This is a genomic window from Enemella dayhoffiae (assembly GCF_002250625.1).
Lineage (GTDB): Bacteria > Actinomycetota > Actinomycetes > Propionibacteriales > Propionibacteriaceae > Enemella > Enemella dayhoffiae.
The window spans coordinates 96,431-113,778 of record NZ_NMVQ01000023.1; the positions used below are offsets into that span (position 1 = coordinate 96,431).

A 17,348-nucleotide genomic window follows, 5' to 3' on the forward strand; every position below is an offset into this window, starting at 1 on the left:
CGGAGCGGTAGGCTGCCAGTGATGCTGACCGAAGAGATCTTCAAAGCCAACGACATCAGGGGGCTGGCCGGTGGGCCGGACGCCCAGTGGGACGCCGAGGGCGCGTACGCCCTCGGGGTCGCCTTCGTCGAAACCCTCGACCTGACCAAGGCCGAGGGGGCTTTCGCGCTCGGGCGGGACATGCGGGTCACCGGCGAGGAGCTCAGCCGCGCCTTCGCCCACGGGGCGATGTCCCGCGGCGCCGACGTGATCGACATCGGTCTGGCCAGCACCGATCAGCTGTGGTTCGCCAGCGGCATGCTGGAGGTGCCCGGCGTCCAGTTCACCGCCTCGCACAACCCGGCCACCTACAACGGGATCAAGTTCTGCCTCTCCGGCGCCCGCCCGGTCACGCCCAACCAGCTGATCGAGATCGCCCGCCGCGCCTTCGACTTCGAGGCCAAGCAGAACCGTCCGGTGGTCCGGGTCACTGGGACCCTGCGCAGCCAGGACCTGCTGCCGGCGTACGCCGACCACCTGCACTCGCTGGTGTCCACCGACGGGATGCGGCGCCTGAAGGTGGTCGTGGACGCCGGCAACGGGATGGGCGGCCACACGGTGCCGAGTGTGCTGAAGGGTCTCGACGTCGAGATGATCGGGCTCTACCTCGAGCTGGACGGGTCGTTCCCCAACCACCAGCCCAACCCGTTGGAGCCGCAGAACCTGGTCGACGCCCAGCGCGCGGTGACCGAGCAGGGGGCCGACCTGGGCCTGGTGTTCGACGGAGACGCCGACCGCTGCTTCATCATCGACGAGACCGGCACGGTGGTGAACCCGTCCGCGGTGACCGCGTTGATCGCCAGCCAGGAGCTGGCCCGCGAACCCGGTGGGACCGTGGTGATCAACACCATCACCTCCCGCACGGTGGTCGAGGTGGTCGCCGAGGAGGGCGGCCAGACTGTGGTGTCCAAGGTGGGGCACACCTACGTCAAGGCGGCGATGGCCGAGCACGACGCCATCTTCGGCGGGGAGCACTCGGCGCACTACTACTTCCGTGACTTCTGGCGGGCCGACACCGGCATGCTCGCCGGGCTGCACGTGCTGTCCATGCTGGGGCGTACGAGCGAACCGCTGTCGGAACTGGTCCGGCGCTTCGACCGCTATGCGGCCTCCGGGGAGATCAACTCCACCGTGGCCGACGCCCGGGCCACCATGGACCGGGTCGCCGAGGCGTTTGCCGGACGCGGCGAGGTCGACTTCCCCGACGGGCTGCTGATCACCGGTGACGACTGGTGGGTGAACCTGCGGCCGTCCAACACCGAGCCGCTGCTGCGGCTCAACGTCGAGGCCAGGGATCCGGAGTTGATGGCCGCGCTGCGCGATGAGGTGCTGGAGCTGGTTCGCGTGCCCAGCGCCACCACCGGAAAGGGAGCACATCCATGACCGATTCGACCGGGGTCGTTGACCTGGCGCCCGAACTGCTGGAGCTGCTGGCCTGCCCGAACTGCCACGCCCGTCTCGCCGTGGACCACGAGCGGGGCGAGCTCGTCTGCACCGGACCGGACTGCGCGCTGGCGTACCCGGTCGTGGAGGGGATTCCCGTGCTGCTGGTCGACGACGCCCGCCGAGGCTGATCATGGTCGGCGAGCAGCGCGGCGACTTCGACGATTCGCGGCTGGACGACCCCCAGGCCCTGCGGCGCTCCGATTCGCTGCTGCGACGACTGGCCGGGGCGGGGGCCCGGATTCGGATCGAGCAGGAGACCTCGGTCGGCCCGTTGGCGAGCCTGGAACCGCTGCGCCCGCGGGCGGTGGTCGCGGCCGGGACCGAGGCCCGGCTGGTCCGCGCGATGCTGGAACCGACCTGCCCGGTGCCGTTCGTCGCCTGGTCGCGGCACGGGCTGCCCGGCTGGGTGGGGCCGCTCGACCTGGTCGTCGCGGTCGCCCCCGAGGGCGGCAACCCCGACCTGGTCGCCACCGTGCACGAGGCGGTACGCCGAGGTTGCAGCCTGGTCATCGCCTGTCCGCCGATCTCCGCCATCGCGGAACATGCGGGCTCCCGGGCCACCACCCTGCTGCCCACCAGCACCGCCGACCCGCTGGCCGCGGCCGCCCTGGTGCTGACGGCGCTGAGCCGGCTTCAGCTCGGCCCGGGCCTGGACCTGGCGGGGGTGGCTGACGCGCTGGATGCGGTGGCCGAGGAGTGCTCACCGTTCGTCGACCTGGCTGCCAACCCGGCCAAGGACCTGGCCCTGGGGATGGCGGACGCCCAGCCGCTGGTGTGGGGCGGGTCGGTGCTGGCCGCCCGCGCCTCGCGTCGGGTCGCGGAAGCCATCCGCGCATCCTCGGGGCGGCCCGCCCTGGCGGCCGAGGCGGAGGAGTTGCTGATCGTGCTGGACGCTGCCCGGGAACGGGACCCGTTCGCCGATCCCTTCGAGCAAACGGTTTCCGACCACCGGCCGGTGCTGCTGGTGCTGGATGACGGGCTCGGCGGGGAAGCCGTGCACGTGGCCCGGAACCGGTTGCTGGCGATGGCCGACGGGCGGGACGTGCGCGTCTGCATGGTGACCCGTCACGACGGTTCTGAGTTGGCGCGCTATGCGGCGCTGCTGCAGACCGGCTGGTACGCCGCGGCGTACCTCGGCATCGGACTGGGCGCACCAGCGGACTGACTCTTCCCGCCGGGCGGAAGCGAATGCCCCTTCGTGCCCGAGCGAAGAAAATCAAAGTTTTGATAACGGACCGCCCCAAAACTCTAATCTCTGCATTAGGGTCGAGTTCAGCCGGTAGGGGGCCGCATCGGGGATAGAACGGTTTCGGGGATGCGTCAGCGCAACCTTTCGTCGTGTTCTCCTTGTCTCAACGCTCGCCTGCTGGGTGGCGTGGACCGGGGTGGGTCTGGCGCAGGCCGCACCAACCCCGACTCCGACGCCCGCCGTGGCACCTGCGCCCGCCACCGCGAAGGCCGGTACGCCGACTCCCACGGCGAGCCCCACCACCTCGACGGCCACCGCGAAATCGAGTCCCACTCCCGCGCCGGCGGCGACGTCCGCCGCCCCGGCGGCCGCGCCCGCGACGTCCCCGACGCCCGACGTTCAAGGTGACCAACCCGAGCAAGGTGACGATCGGCAACGTGGCGATCAACGATCCGCTGCTCAGCAAGTTGGGGATCACCGTGACCTGCCAGAGCACCACGCTGGCACCGGGTGCGCAGACCACCTGCACCTCGGGCACGTACACAGTGACCGCGGCCGATGTGGCCGCCGGTCAGATCCACAACGTGGCCACGGCGACCGGTACGCTGCCGCCCCCGCCCGGTGGTGGCACGCCGCCGACGGTGACCAGCCCGCCGGCCGAGGTGGCGGTACCGACCAAGCCGCTGCCGGCTCCGGTCCAGCCGGTCCCGGTGGCCGCGCTCCCGGCGACCGGCTCCCCGCTGGGTGCGTTCCCGGCGGCCGGTGCGCTGGCCCTGTTGATCCTGGGTGGTTGGCTCGTCCGCCGGGGGAGGCGTAACGGCTGACCCTGGATGATCGGTGGCCCGTCGCAGTGAGCTGCGGGCCACCGATTCTGTCTCCCCCCTGCACTTTGTCAGTTGTTCTGCCCTCCGCGGCGGACTTCGCCCCGCATCCCCGCCCCTGCGACGCCCCGCCCACCTGAATCTCCTTGGTGGTAATGCCCCGCTCGGCCCCAACTTTGTCAGTGGTTATCCCCTCACCAGGCGGGGTTCGGATGCTCGGGGGAGGGTTGGGCGGAGCCCCAGAACTGGGGATAACCACTGACAAGGTGGGTCAGCTGCTGGGGCGTGGGCCCACGTACACCCCGCCGAGGCGGAAGCGCAGCGGCTCGGCGGCGTACTCCTCGATGGCGTGCGCGATCCAGCCGGCCATCCGGGCCACCCCGAAGATCAGCTCGCCGGTCTCCGGTGGCAGCCCCCAGCCCAGGGCGTACGCCGCCAGGGCGGCATCGCTGGTGGGGAACCAGCCGCGCCGCTCCAGCAGTTGCCCGCGGATCATCGCCAGCGGTTCGCCGACCCGGCGCGGGCCCTGCCAGCGCGCCAGCAGGTGCTCGGCGCGCGGGTCGCGGTCGCGATAGATGCGGTGTCCGAAGCCGGCCGGCGGGCGTTCGGCCGCCAGGGCGTCGGTCAGCACCCGTTGCGGGTCGGCCACCGCGCCCGCGAACCACCGGTACGCCGCAGCGGGCGCCGACCCGTGCAACGGACTGTCGAAGGGGCCGAGTGCCGTGGCGAGCACCGCATAGGGGTTGGCCCGGGCACTCGCCGCCACCCGGGCCGCGGTGGTGGACACTGCCATGTCGTGATCGGCGAGCAGCACCAGCGCCCGGCGTACCAGGTCACGCACCCGCGCGCTCGGCCTCGGCCCGGCCAGCTGCTCGGCCAGGCAGTCGGCCACCGTGCCGCCGACCTGCACCCGCGGCAGGGCGTGCACGGCGAGGGTGATCGCGCGGGCGCCGGCGGCGGCCACTGCGGCCGGGGCCAGGTCACCGCGGGCCGGGTCCTGCAGCCCGGTCAGCTCGACCAGCACCCGCAACCGCGTGGTCATCGCGGCGTCGGCGGGCAGCCGCGAGGCCGCCGACCGCACCCGGCGCAGGGCGCGCCCGTCCGGGGTGAAGTCGGCCGGTTGCTGCCACAGCAACTCACACACCTGCTCGAACCGATGCCGCCTGGCCAGTTCGGTCGCCTCGACCCCGCGGAAGTACAGCCGATCTCCCTCGATCAGCGTGATCGCGGTGCGGATGTCGTCGGCGAGCCCGGGGGAGCGGCGGGTGCGCTGTGGTCCCTGCGGTCGGGTGAGCGCGTCCACCTCGTCGAGTGAGAAGTAGCTGCCCCGCTGTCCCGGCAGCCGGCGCCGGGTCAGCACCCCGCGGCTGACATAGGCGTACACCGTCTCGGTGCGGATGCCCAGGCGGCGGGCCACCTGGGCCGTGGAGAGCATTCTCGGGTCCTCGGGCATGGGATCAATATTGACCGAATCAACATTGACGCGCAATCAATGTTGACGGACAGTCGTGCCATGACACAGATCCAGATCGCCCCACCGGGGCTGAAGAATGTCGTGGTCGCCGATACCGAGCTCGGTGACGTCCGCGGGGGCGAGGGCTTCTATCACTACCGGGAATACGACGCGATCGACCTCGCCAGGAGCCGCAGCTTCACCGAGGTGTGGCACCTGCTGTTCGTCGGCCACCTGCCGGACCCGGCCGAGTTGACCGCCTTCGAGCAGGAGATCGCCGCCGCCCGCACCCTGCCCGAGCCGGTACGCGAGCTGCTGCCGACCGTGGCCCGGGCCGGGCGCGATCGGCATGCCCTGGCGCGGTTGCGCACGGCGCTCTCCCTGCTCGGCGCCGTCGACGGCTTCGAGCCCGCCTGGGGCGCGGATCCCGAACGGCTGCGCCGGGAGGCGATCCGGGTCGCCGCGGTGACGCCGACCCTGCTCGCGGCGATGCACCGGCTGCGCGCCGGGGAGCAGCCGATCCCGCCGCGACCCGAGCTGTCCACCGCCGCCGACTGGCTCTGGCAGCTCACCGGCAGTGAGCCGGACCCCCAGACGGTGGCGGCGATCGAGCGCTATCTGGTCTGCACCATCGATCACGGGTTCAACGCCTCCACCTTCACCGCGCGGGTGATCACCTCGGCGGGCTCCGACGTGGCGAGCGCGGTGTGCGGTGCGCTGGGTGCCTTCGCCGGGCCGCTGCACGGTGGCGCGCCGGACCGTGCGCTGGATGCCCTGGACGAGATCGGCGAGGCTTCCCGGGCCCGGGACTGGGTACGCCAGAAGGTCGCCGACGGCGACCGGATCATGGGCTTCGGGCACGCCGTCTATCGGACCGCGGACCCACGGGCGATGCTGCTGCGGGAAACTGCGCTCGAGCTGGGCGGCGAACTGGTCGAGCTGGCGGTGGCCGTCGAGCAGGAGGTGGTGGCCGCGCTCGCCGAACTCAAACCGGGCCGCGAGCTCTACGCCAACGTCGAGTTCTATGCCGGGGTGGTGATGGAACGCTGCGGGCTGCCCCGCGAGCTCTTCACCCCGACCTTCGCGGTGGCCCGGGTGGTCGGCTGGGGCGCCAACGTGCTGGAGCAGAACCGGTCGAGCAAGATCTTCCGACCCTCGGCCCGGTATGTCGGCCGACCGGCACCGCAACCGGTGCCGGTCAGGTCGACTGCTGGGTGAGGCTCAGGCGCCGGTCTTGGCCAGGCCGCCGCTGCTCTCCGGGGCGCCCTTGGCATCCGGGGAGGTGCCGCCACCGGTCGTGCCGCCATCGCTGGAGCCACCGTCGGTGCCACCCGAACCGGACCCGGAACCCGCACCGGACCCGGAGCCGCCCCCGGCACCGGTGCCCCCGGCCTCGGGCCTGGTCTGGACCTCGATCGGGCGGTGCGTGTCGTCACCGGCGAAGCGGAGCGCGACGTTGAAGTTGCTCCTGGTCTCCCAGCCCTCCGGCAGGGCGGCGGTCAGCGTGAAGCTGCCGTCGGCCCCGGTGGTCGTCTCGCCGAGCACCGGACCGTTCTGCCCGCCGGTGACGTCGTTGTTGGTCAGCTTCGCACCGGCGACGGGCTTGCCGTCCGCGGTGACCAGGCGGCCGGTCGAGATCATCCTGCCGTTCTCGATCCGATAGCTCGGCGCACCGGTGCCGTCCGGGCCCACCAGTCGGGTCTCGGTGCGCTGGTCAACCCGCGGGGTGGCGGTCGGGCTCGGAGTCGGGCTCGGGGTCGGGGAGGAGCTGGGCGGGGGAGTCGGGCTCGGCTCCGGCCCGCCGACCTGCATCTTCCGCGGGTCGACCGCCTCGCTGGTGGTCGACCTCAGCTCGCCGTTACCGGGGAAGTTCACCGCGACCGGCTGGGCGGTGTCCTGCCACCCCTTCGGCAGGTCGGCACTGGCCGAGAACCGGCCGTCCTTGTCGGTGCGGACGGTCACGATCACCTCCGGCTTGGTGATCTCCTTCGGGTCGCTCTTCATCCGCACCACGCGCACCTCGGCGTTCGGGACCGGCTTGCCGTTCTCGCCCACCAGTACGCCGTTCACGGTGACCCTGGGCTCAGCGTTGATGCGCACCCAGGCGGGTCCGCCCGAGCCGTTCGAGCCGGTGAACTTCGTGGCCTTCGCCGGGGTCGGCTGGATCTCCTTGCCGGCCGCGTCGACGGTGGCCGACTCGCTCGGCTTGAGCTGCTTGGCGCCCGCGAACACGACCCGGAAGCGGGAGTCCTTGTCGGCCACCTTCATCCGCGCGGTGAAGCCGCCGTCCCGATCGGGCTTCACCTTGACCCGCTGGTCTCCGCTGACCAACTCGACCTCGACACCGCCGACCGGGCCGTCCGCGCCGTTGACGAGCCTGCCCCTGACCACGATCGAGTCGCCCTCCCGCTTCCACTGCAGCGGTTCGCGTACGCCGGGGCCGACGAACAGGGTGCTGGTCCGGGGCGCGGCCGTGCTGGGGGCGGGGCTGACCGAGGGAGTGCTCGGGGGCGGGGTGGTCGTCGGAGTCTCACCGTTGCCGAGGATGGTGACCTCGGTGGTGAAGATCGGGTTCGCCGGATCCTTGGCGTTGACCACTCTGAGCTGATACTTCCCGGGGGCCAGCTGCGCGCGCCGCGGATCGAAGGTGATCAGCCCGTCGTGTTTGGGGCCGATCTCACCGTTGGGGCGGGCCATCCCGGCGTCCTTGGTGTCGGTGGACACCTTCACCCACTTGCCCGCCTTGTTCTTGACGTGGACCTCGTAGCGGTCCCCCGGGATACCGGCCTCCAGCGCATAGGTGGAGGCCTCACCGTTCTGGTACGCCTTGCCGTCACGGGGGCCGAGGCTGGTCCGGGCGACGCGGGCGCGGTGGGAGTTCACGGTGAACTGGTCGACGGATTTGCCGCTGCCGACCAACTGGTTCACGTCCGTCGCGTCGGCGGGCTGGACGGTGAACCGTTTCGAGCCGCCGGTCAGCGGTGCCTTGATCGGGTCGATCTTCACCGGGGTGGGCTTGGCGTACCCGTTCGGTTCCACCTCGACCGTGGTGACGGGGCCGACCGGAACCAGCTTGGTGGGGCGGCCCTCGGCGTTGGTGACGACCTGGAAGACCCGCACCTTGTAGCTGCCGGGCTTGCCCTGGACCTGCACCTGCACGTTGCCGCCCTCGGTCACGCCCTCGGTGGCGGCGCTGAACGGGGAGCTGATCGAGCAGTGCTGAGAGCACAGCCGTCGCGAGTCCGCACTGGGCGCCGCGACCGCGTTTCCGGCGAACCAGACGGCCGGACCGATTCCTATCGCCGCCGTCGCCACCAGGGCCGTGACCACCCGCTGCTTGCCGTTCATGAATCCCCGATTCCTCGCCGTTGGCACCATCATGCGACCCCGAGCGGCCCCTGACAGTTCCCTGAGGACGGGAACTTTCCGGATTGGTTCCGGGGGTGATCCCGGCACCTCCGCCGACGGCCTGTTCGACACCCTCCGCGAGCCCCGGATAGGCTGCGCGGTCGTGGATCATCGCGTAGCAGACCTGTCCCTGGCCGACTTCGGGCGCAAGGAGATCACCCTCGCCGAGCACGAGATGCCCGGGCTGATGGCGATGCGGGAGCGGTACGCCGACTCGCAGCCGCTGCAGGGGGCGCGGATCGCCGGCTCGCTGCACATGACCGTGCAGACCGCCGTGCTGATCGAGACGCTGACCGCGCTCGGCGCCGAGGTCCGCTGGGCCTCCTGCAACATCTTCTCCACCCAGGACCACGCGGCCGCGGCGATCGCCGTCGGCTCCGGTACGCCCGAGGCGCCGGCCGGCGTACCCGTCTTCGCCTGGAAGGGCGAGACGCTGGAGGAGTACTGGGACTGCACCGAGCAGATCCTCAGCTGGCCCGACGGCCAGCTGCCGAACATGATCCTCGACGACGGCGGCGACGCCACCCTGCTGGTGCACCGCGCGGTCGAGGCGGTCAAGTCCGGTGAGCTGCCCACCGCCACCGAGGACGACCCCGAGGAGTGGCAGGTCATCTGCCGGCTGATCGCCCGCAACCTGGCCGAGCAGAAGACCGACTGGGTGGCGCTCGCCAACGAGGTGCGCGGGGTGACCGAGGAGACCACCACCGGCGTGCACCGGCTCTATGAGATGGAGCGCGACCAGAAGCTGCTGTTCCCCGCGATCAACGTCAACGACTCGGTCACCAAGTCGAAGTTCGACAACAAGTACGGCTGCCGGCACTCGCTGGTAGACGGCATCAACCGCGCCACCGACGTGCTGATCGGCGGCAAGGTGGCGGTCGTCTGCGGCTATGGCGACGTCGGCAAGGGGTGCGCGGAATCCCTGCGTGGACAGGGAGCGCGGGTGATCGTCACCGAGGTCGACCCGATCTGCGCGCTGCAGGCGGCGATGGACGGCTATCAGGTGGCCACCCTGGACGACGTGGTCGAGACCGCCGACATCTTCGTCACCGCGACCGGCTGCCTGGACGTGATCACCGCCGAGCAGATGAGCCGGATGAAGCACCAGGCGATCGTCGGCAACATCGGCCACTTCGACAACGAGATCGACATGGCCGGGCTGGCCCGGATCGACGGCATCGAGAAGGTGGAGATCAAGCCGCAGGTGCACCAGTGGACCTTCGCCGACGGGCACGCGATCCTGGTGCTCAGCGAGGGCCGGCTGCTCAACCTGGGCAACGCCACCGGGCACCCCAGCTTCGTGATGAGCAACTCGTTCACCAACCAGGTGCTGGCCCAGGTCGAGCTGTTCACCAAGCAGGCCGACTATCCGACCGGTGTGCATGTGCTGCCCAAGCACCTGGACGAGGAGGTCGCCCGGCTGCACCTGGCCTCGCTCGGCGTACGCCTGACCGAGCTGACCGACAAGCAGGCCGGCTATCTCGGCGTACCGGTGGAAGGGCCGTTCAAGCCGGACAGCTACCGCTACTGATCGCCCCTCCCGTGAGCGGAGGGGGCGGTCAGCCGCGCGGCACCTGGTACGCCCGAAGGGTCCCGCAGCCGCGGCGCAGTTCGCGCCAGTCCGGCGCCACCTCGATCACCGCGATCGCCGCGGTGGGGAACTTCTCGTCGATCGCCGCCCACCAGTCCCGGTGGCCGCGGCGGGCGGCGAGAAAGCCGACTCCCTCCTCGATGCCCCCGTTGTGGCCGATCACCAGCACCGTGTCGACCGCGGCGTCCACGGTGTGCAACTCCTGGACGAGCTCCTCGATCGTCGCCTCATAGAGCCGTCGGTCGTGGCGCACCGAGCGAGGCTCCAGACCACCGTCCCGCAGCCCGGACAGGGTCTGCCGGGTCCGGGTGGAGGTGGAGCACAGCACCAGATCGGGTTGCAGGCCCTGCTCGGCGAGCCAGGCGCCCGCGGCCCGGGCGTCGCGGCGGCCGCGGGTGGACAGTGGCCGCTCGTGGTCCCCGGCGTCGGTCGACCAGCTCGACTTGGCGTGCCGCATCAGGACCAGGGTGTGGGGCGTGGGGTGGGGGTGGGGCACCGGTGTTCAGCCTTCGCCGCCGCCGTCGTCACCGGACTGCATCGACTCCCAGATCTCCTTGCACTGTGGGCAGACCGGGAACCGATCCGGGTTGCGGGAGGGCACCCACACCTTGCCGCAGAGCGCGATCACCGGCGTACCCATCACCATCGCCTCGGTCAGCTTGTCCTTGGGCACGTAATGGGAGAACCGCTCGTGGTCGCCCTCGTCGTAGCGGTATTCCGTGCGCTCGTCGAGGACCGTCTGGGATCCGGTGCCGATCTGGGTCTCACTCACACCCGCATCCTACGTGCCCCGAGCCGGGAGTCACTCCGGTGCGCGGATCTCCCCGATCCGGGTGGCGTTGCAGACGCCGAGTCCGGCGATCAGCACCATCGACACCAGCACGGCGGCGAAGGTGACCGGACCGGGGGTGGCCAGGTGCAGGGCGGCGAAGATCGTGCCGGCAACCCCGGTGATCACGGAGTTGCCCAGCGACTCCCCCGAGGTGAGGGCCGAGGCGTTGCGCCCCTGCTCAGACAGCCGAGAGAACGTCATCTGCGCCAGTCCGGTCGAGGCGATCACCAGCCCCATCCCGAATCCGGCGAAGGGCCAGACCAGCCAGGCGACCCCGACCCACAGCCCCGGCAGGTACGCCACCACCGCGCACCCCAGCAGCCCCACGGCGACCGAGGCCGAGCCCAGCACGATCATCCTGTCCCGGGGGAGCCGGAACCAGCGGCGTGACTGCAGCCAGGAGCCGATGAACCACCCGCTGGCGCCCACCGTCAGCATCGCTCCGGCGACGCCCAGCGACAGGCCGCGCTGCTCGACCAGCATCAGCGGGATGAACGCCTCGCCGCCGAAGAAGGCGCCCGCGACCAGCGCCCGGCTGGCCATCACCGCGGGCAGTCCGCGGCCGAGGGTGAGGAAACCGCGCGGCATCAACCGCGGCAGGGCGACGGCCAGCAACCCCACCCCGGCGAGCAGCGACACCAGCACCAGCCAGTCCCGTTGCGCGGAGAACCGCTGTCCGGCGTACTGCACGGCGACCGCAGCCGCGCCCAGCACGAGTCCGACCCAGATCGGCACCGGGGTGGCGTCGGTGGTCGGTTCGCGCTGGGCCTGCAGCTTGATCAGCGGCGGAGTCGCGAGTACCGCTGCCAGCACGACCAACGGCAGGATCCCCCAGAACACCCAGTGCCAGGACCAGGTGGTGGTCACCCAGGCGGCCAGGGGAGGGCCGACGAAGGCGGGCAGGATCCAGCACGCGGAGAAGGCGGTCATCATCGCGGGTCGCTGGTCCTCGGTGAAGGCGCTGGCGATCACGACATAGAGCGCCACCCCCAGTACGCCGGCTCCGAGGCCCTGGACCAGGCGCCCGAGCAGCAGGATCTCCATCGTGGTGGCGAGCCCGGCCACCGCCAGGCCAAGCGCGAACCCCGTCATGCCGATCACCATGGCCGGCAGCGGGCCACGCCCATCGGCGAGTCGGCCCCCGGACACCGAGCCGATCAGCATGCCGACCATGTAGAGGCTGAACGCCCAGGCGTACCACTCGATCCGGCCCAGTTCGGTCGCCGCGGCGGGCATCGAGGTGGTGACAGCGATTCCTTCGAAGGCGGTCGCGAACACCCCTGACAGCAGTCCCACCGCGAGCGGTCTGCGGTCGAACTCGGTGGTGGTGTCAGTGGGCACCCGCCCATCCCAGCAGGTGTTGCGTCCGCGGCCCAATTGCCGCACCGGTCACCCGGAGTGGGCGCAGCGGGTCATAGGGAGTGGACGAGGGATTGGGGAACTGCACCGGCTGCCCGTTCTGCTGCAGCCCGATCACCCCGGACCAGACGACCCCGTCCGGCGCCGTGGCTCGGGGCCTGGCCGGTGGGGGACCTCTCGACAGCCCTGCACCAAGCTGGCGCCGGACTCCGTTGCTCGGGAGCGCTGGGTTTCGCCGTGGTCACACCGCACGCCTAACATGGGGCCAGTGAGTGAGCCAGACCTGTTCAGCGACCCGAGCGTCCCTGACCTGCAGGCGAAGGGGCTCTCACCGGCGTTCCCGCAGAAGGCCGCCTGGGGAACCGTCAAGACGCTGCGCGCCTGGCAGGCGGCCGCCCTCGCCAAGTATCGCGAGGAAAACCCCCGCGATTTCCTCGCGGTCGCCACCCCCGGTGCTGGCAAGACCTCCTTCGCGCTCACCCTGGCCGCCGACCTGTTGCAGCGCCGGGTGGTGCAACGCATCGTCGTCGTCGCCCCGACCGAACACCTGAAGACCCAGTGGGCCGAGGCCGCGCACCGCGTCGGGATCAACATCGACCCAGACTTCGGCGTCAAGCAGGGCAGGAGCTCGCGCGAGTTCGACGGGTTCGCGCTCACCTACGCCGGGGTGGCGGCCAACCCGCTGGCGCTGCGGATCCGGGTGGAGAGCACCAACACCCTGGTCATCCTCGACGAGGTGCACCACGCCGGCGACGCGCTGAGCTGGGGCGAGGCGGTGCGTGAGGCGTTCGACCCGGCCAGGCGGCGGTTGATGCTGACCGGCACCCCGTTCCGATCCGACACCAACCCGATCCCGTTCGTCCGGTACGCCCCGGATGACCGCGGTGGGCTGCGCTCGGTCGCCGACTATTCCTACGGTTACGGCGAGGCGCTCACCGATCACATCGTCCGGCCCGTGCTGTTCCTGTCCTATTCGGGTGACATGCACTGGCGTACGCGCGCCGGCGAGGAGGTCGCCGCCCGGCTCGGCACCCCGCTCACCAAGGACTACGAGTCGCAGGCCCTGCGCACCGCGCTGGACCCCAACGGCGCCTGGATTCCAGCGGTGCTGCAGGCGGCGGACACCCGGCTGACCGAGGTGCGCCGCCACGTCCCCGACGCCGGTGGGCTGGTGATCGCCAGCGACCAGGAGAAGGCCCGCGCGTACGCCACCATCCTGAAGCGGATCACCGGGAAACAGCCTGCGGTGGTGCTCTCCGACGAGGCGGGCGCCAGCAAGCGGATCGGCAGGTTCGCCGACTCCGACGAGCGGTGGATGGTCGCGGTCCGCATGGTGTCCGAAGGGGTGGACGTGCCCCGGCTGGCCGTCGGCGTGTACGCCACCACGACCACGACCCCGCTGTTCTTCGCCCAGGCCGTCGGCCGCTTCGTCCGGGCCCGGACCCGTGGCGAGACCGCCTCGGTGTTCGTGCCCAGCGTGTCCACCCTGCTGCGGCACGCCGCCGAGATGGAGGTGCAGCGCGACCACGTGCTCAAGCTGCCCGGCGGCGCCGACAACGAGGACGAGCTGGCACTCGCCGAGGCGCAGCGCGAGGAGAAGGCGTCCGAGGAGCTGCTCGAGGAGCCGGGGGAGTTCACCGCCCTGGCCAGCGAGGCCGACTTCGACAAGGTGGTGTTCGACGGGCACGACTTCGGCCTGCAGGCGATGGCCGGATCGGCCGAGGAGCAGGACTATCTCGGCCTGCCCGGGCTGCTCGAGCCCGACCAGGTGAAGGACCTGCTGCGCCGTCGCCAGCACGAGCACCTCAACCGCGCCTCGGCGACCGCGGACGAGCGTTCCGCTCGGGTGGCCGACCAGGCCACCCACCGCCGGCTGCGCGAGCTGCGCAAGGAGCTGAACGGGCTGGTCGGCGCCTGGCACCATCGCACCAACCTCCCGCACGGGGTGATCCACACCCAGCTGCGCGAGGCGACCGGCGGACCGCCGACGGCGGCGGCCGATGCCGACCAGTTGCAGGACCGGATCGACCTGATCCGCGACTGGGCGGTCAGCCGCAAGAGCTGAGGCGTACGCCCTCAGCCGGGCCAGAACGCCCTCAGCCGAGCATGAACAGCGTGAGCGCGACCACGCCCAGGAACACCAGGACCGCGATCAGGGTGACCAGCGTCCAGTGCTGCCACACCGGGGGCCCGTCGTCGGCGGGCTGCGGGATCGGCCCGACCACGTGCGAGATCCCGGACGGGTGCGGCGGCAGGCTGGTCGGGGTCGGCATCGGATTGGCGCTGGCCTGCCACTGCGGCGGCAGCGACCCGAGCTCCGGGGTGAACCGGGGGCGTACCTGCGTGGACTGGGTGGCATCCGGCAGCGGCAGCAGCGCGGCGATCCGGTCGAGCTCGTCGGCCATCACGGCCGCACTGGGTGGACGCTGGGCCGGGTTGAGCGACAGCGCGGCGACCAGCAGCTGATCCAGCTGCGGCGGAGTGCCGAGGATCGGCGCGAGCGGGCGGGGCAGCGCGTCCGGTGGCCGGGTCATCAGGTCCTGCACGGTCTTCACCGGGAACGCCGGCTGGCCGGTCAGCACCGCGTAGGTGACGCTCGCCATGGCGTACAGGTCGCTGCGCGGCCCGAGCGCATCGCCGCTGGCCTGCTCGGGGGCCATGTAGGAGGGTGTGCCCGCGGTCATCGTGGCGCCGGCCTGCTCGATCATCTCCTTGGCCACGCCCAGATCGGCGAGCAGCACCTGCAGCTTTCCCGAGGAGCGGTCCAGCAACAGGTTGCCGGGGGTGACGTCGCGGTGCACGACCTGTTCGCGGTGCACGACGTCCAGCGCCCGGCACGCCTCGGCGCACAGGTGCAGCGTGGTGCCCGGGTCGATCGGGGAGCGGCGCAGATCCTGGAGCGAGCCGGAGTCGCAATAGTCCATCACGAAATACGGCCGACCGTCGGGCAGGGTGCCGATGTCATAGACCCGAACCACCCGCGGGTCGCGGATGCGGCGCATCAGCCGCGCCTCGAACAGGAACCGGTTGCGCACGTTGTCGTTGCTGGCCCAGTTGTCGGCGAGCACCTTCACCGCGACATCGACATCGAGGTCATCGTCGCGGCCGAGCCAGACGGTCGCGAACGAACCGGCGCCGAGGCGCCGGATCAGGCGGTAGCGACCGATCTTCTCCATGGTGGGCATCATTGTGTCGCATCGACGGGCCGGGGCCACGATTCGTTCCCGCACCCGGTCACCGGGTCACGTCGGGTCGCGCGGTGAACTCCGTACGCTCACTTCGCCAGCGCGTCCAGCCTGGCCTGCAGCTCGGTCAGCGCCTGGTCGGGCTTCTTCTGCCCCTGCAGCGAGGCGTACACCTGGTCCTGGATGGCGACGGTGAAGTCGCCGTACTTGACCACCACCGGCCGGGGCCGGGCCGTCTGCAGCGATTCCAACAGCGTGGGCAGGTAGGTGAGCTGGGAGGTGGCCGCCGGATCTGTGTAGATCGCCGTCCTGGCGGGCGCCACCGAGGTGGCCACGGTGCGTTCCCGCATCGTCTCGGTCGAGGTCATGTACTTGATGAAGTCCACCGCGGTGCCCTTGTTCCGGGCGAACCTGCTGACCGCCAGGTTGGCCCCGCCGAGACTGGACACCCCGGTCCTGCCACCGGGCAGCGCAGGCAGCGTGGTCACGTCGAACCTGCCGGCGACCTGGGAGGAGCCGTCGGTCTTCGCGGCCCGGGCGTACACGTGGGGCCAGTTGCGCAGAAACACGAGCTTGCCGTTCTGGAACGCCTGCCGGCTCTCGTCCTCGGTCCAGGTCACCGCCTGCCGGGGGATGGTGCCGTCGTTGAACGCGCCCACCATCCACAGCAGCGCCTGATTGGCCTGCGGGGTGTTCACGGTCGGACGGCCGGCGGCGTCGACGATCTGCCCGCCGGAGCCGCCGACGGCCTCGGCGAAGTTGACGGTGAGCCCCTCGTACTTGTTGAACTGCCCGCCATAGCAGTCCACGCCGGCGCCCTGCGGCAGCGTCTTCACCTTGGCGCAGATCTGCTTCACCTCATCCATCGTGGTCGGCGGCTGCGCGCCCACCGCGTCCAGCAGGTCCTTGCGGAAATAGAGGAGCGCGCCCTGGCTGATCTCGGGCACGGCGTACAACTTGTCCCGGTACTTGCCGCCCTCCACGGCGGCGGGGACCATAGCCTCCAGCTGGAACGGGGCCGGGTCGAGTTCGGTGATCCAGCCGTTGGCGGCGAACTCGGCGGTCCAGATGATGTCGGTGCTGATCACCGTGTAGTCGGCGTTCTTGGTCTGGAACGCCTGCAGGATCACGTTGCGCTGCTGGTCGGAGGAGTCCGGCAGCTGGATGAGGGTCGCCTTCTCGTTGGGGTGGGTGGCGTTCCAGGTGTCCAGTTCCTTCTGGGTCTGACCGGTGGAGTCCTTGACCGCCACGAGGTTGATCGGACCCCGCTCGTTGAAGTCGACGGGGGCGGTCGTGGGCGAGGCGGGGGACTTGCTGCTGCATGCGCCGGTGGTCAGTAGCAGCACGGCTGCTCCGGCCAGGGCGACACGGGCGCACGACTTCATTGTTCGAACCTCCCGGATGCGTCATGAGTGGTCAGCGAATGCTACCCGGTGAGGTCGGAGGTGACCGGTCAGTCGGTGCCGGCCTGTTGGACCAGCGGTCCGGTGCGGTGACCGAACTCCTTGGCCAGGGCGATCTGGGTGGAGGTGCGCAGGACGCCGGCGTCGGTGTGCATCTGGTCGATCACCCGTTGCACGTCGGCGTTGGAGCGGGCCACCACGCGGACCCACAGGTCGCCGTCGCCGGTGATCGTCCAGCACTCCAGCACCTCGGGGATCGACTCCAGGTGCTCGGCGACCTGGCGGCGTCCGGCGCCCTGGTCGATCTCGCAGGTGACGAAGGCGGTGACCCGATAGCCGAGCGCCCGCGGGGAGACGGTGGGGGCCCAGTCGGTGATCACGCCGCTGGTCTGCATCCGGTCCAGCCGCGCCTGCACCGTGCCCCGGGCCACCCGCAGGCGGCGGCTGGCCTCGAGCACGCCCAGCCGCGGTTCGGCGGCGAACAATGCCAGGATCCGGCGGTCCAACTCATCGATCGGGTGCGTGTTGTTGGTCACGTTGCCTCCCTGCGATCAACCCTGACAGCGGGTAACTGGGCAAAATGTACACAAACGTTTTGATGCCTTGCGCAGATTGACTGCAT

Annotated in this window: 15 protein-coding genes; 7 read left to right on the forward strand and 8 right to left on the reverse strand. The window is 70.8% G+C overall.

All coding sequences use genetic code 11. The features are described 5' to 3' along the window. Positions 1–21: 21 nt before the first annotated feature. From manB to CGZ93_RS11415, 4 genes are all read left to right on the forward strand, one after another. Entirely contained in the window at positions 22–1,422 is a 1,401-nt protein-coding gene (manB, locus tag CGZ93_RS11400; protein ID WP_094364253.1) for a phosphohexomutase domain-containing protein, read from the forward strand. After that, positions 1,419–1,613, forward strand: a complete 195-nt coding sequence (locus tag CGZ93_RS11405) for a Trm112 family protein (protein WP_094364254.1) — start codon at positions 1,419–1,421, stop codon at positions 1,611–1,613. Before manB ends, CGZ93_RS11405 begins: the two co-directional genes overlap by 4 nt. A gap of 2 nt (positions 1,614–1,615) precedes the next feature. Beyond that, positions 1,616–2,650, forward strand: a complete 1,035-nt coding sequence (locus CGZ93_RS11410; protein WP_094364255.1) for an SIS domain-containing protein — start codon at positions 1,616–1,618, stop codon at positions 2,648–2,650. A gap of 428 nt (positions 2,651–3,078) precedes the next feature. After that, positions 3,079–3,498, forward strand: coding sequence for a DUF7507 domain-containing protein (locus tag CGZ93_RS11415; RefSeq protein WP_094364256.1), 420 nt, complete (start codon positions 3,079–3,081; stop codon positions 3,496–3,498). A 268-nt stretch (positions 3,499–3,766) separates the two neighbouring features. On the opposite strand, the gene CGZ93_RS11420 is transcribed toward CGZ93_RS11415, so the two are convergent. Next, positions 3,767–4,948 (reverse strand): citrate/2-methylcitrate synthase, encoded by a 1,182-nt coding sequence (locus CGZ93_RS11420; protein WP_094364257.1) that lies wholly within the window; start codon positions 4,946–4,948, stop codon positions 3,767–3,769. A 60-nt stretch (positions 4,949–5,008) separates the two neighbouring features. Here CGZ93_RS11420 and CGZ93_RS11425 point away from each other — a divergent pair, with 60 nt between their 5' ends. Continuing rightward, complete coding sequence (locus CGZ93_RS11425) at positions 5,009–6,166, forward strand: citrate/2-methylcitrate synthase (protein WP_229117386.1); 1,158 nt, start codon at positions 5,009–5,011, stop codon at positions 6,164–6,166. A gap of 3 nt (positions 6,167–6,169) precedes the next feature. On the opposite strand, the gene CGZ93_RS11430 is transcribed toward CGZ93_RS11425, so the two are convergent. Continuing rightward, positions 6,170–8,296: a transthyretin-like family protein gene (locus CGZ93_RS11430; RefSeq protein WP_094364259.1), complete on the reverse strand. Its 2,127-nt coding sequence runs from the start codon at positions 8,294–8,296 to the stop codon at positions 6,170–6,172. 163 nt (positions 8,297–8,459) lie between these two features. On the opposite strand from CGZ93_RS11430, the gene ahcY reads away from it, so the two are divergent. Next, positions 8,460–9,887: an adenosylhomocysteinase gene (gene ahcY / locus CGZ93_RS11435; RefSeq protein WP_229117387.1), complete on the forward strand. Its 1,428-nt coding sequence runs from the start codon at positions 8,460–8,462 to the stop codon at positions 9,885–9,887. Between the two features lie 28 nt (positions 9,888–9,915). On the opposite strand, the gene CGZ93_RS11440 is transcribed toward ahcY, so the two are convergent. From CGZ93_RS11440 to CGZ93_RS11450, 3 genes are read right to left on the reverse strand one after another with little or no spacing between them, the layout of a single operon-like run. Further along, on the reverse strand, positions 9,916–10,404 hold the full coding sequence (locus tag CGZ93_RS11440; RefSeq protein WP_176451737.1) for a SixA phosphatase family protein: 489 nt from the start codon (positions 10,402–10,404) through the stop codon (positions 9,916–9,918). Positions 10,405–10,449: 45 nt separating this feature from the next. After that, positions 10,450–10,719, reverse strand: a complete 270-nt coding sequence (locus tag CGZ93_RS11445; protein WP_094364262.1) for a DUF3039 domain-containing protein — start codon at positions 10,717–10,719, stop codon at positions 10,450–10,452. 30 nt (positions 10,720–10,749) lie between these two features. After that, positions 10,750–12,120 carry an MFS transporter gene (locus tag CGZ93_RS11450; RefSeq protein WP_176451738.1) on the reverse strand — a complete coding sequence of 457 codons (1,371 nt, stop codon included), beginning with the start codon at positions 12,118–12,120 and terminating at the stop codon, positions 10,750–10,752. Positions 12,121–12,406: 286 nt separating this feature from the next. Between CGZ93_RS11450 and CGZ93_RS11455 the strand changes: the two genes are divergently transcribed. After that, positions 12,407–14,203: a DEAD/DEAH box helicase gene (locus CGZ93_RS11455; RefSeq protein WP_456073007.1), complete on the forward strand. Its 1,797-nt coding sequence runs from the start codon at positions 12,407–12,409 to the stop codon at positions 14,201–14,203. Between the two features lie 31 nt (positions 14,204–14,234). On the opposite strand, the gene CGZ93_RS11460 is transcribed toward CGZ93_RS11455, so the two are convergent. From CGZ93_RS11460 to CGZ93_RS11470, 3 genes are all read right to left on the reverse strand, one after another. Then, a complete protein-coding gene (locus CGZ93_RS11460; protein WP_229117388.1) occupies positions 14,235–15,314 on the reverse strand; it encodes a serine/threonine-protein kinase in 1,080 nt (359 codons plus the stop codon). Positions 15,315–15,412: 98 nt separating this feature from the next. Continuing rightward, a complete protein-coding gene (locus tag CGZ93_RS11465; protein WP_094364265.1) occupies positions 15,413–16,708 on the reverse strand; it encodes an ABC transporter substrate-binding protein in 1,296 nt (431 codons plus the stop codon). Between the two features lie 68 nt (positions 16,709–16,776). Continuing rightward, the gene (locus CGZ93_RS11470) at positions 16,777–17,262 is read right to left on the reverse strand and encodes an Lrp/AsnC family transcriptional regulator (protein WP_229117389.1); all 486 of its coding nucleotides are present in this window, start codon (positions 17,260–17,262) and stop codon (positions 16,777–16,779) included. Positions 17,263–17,348 lie beyond the last annotated feature (86 nt).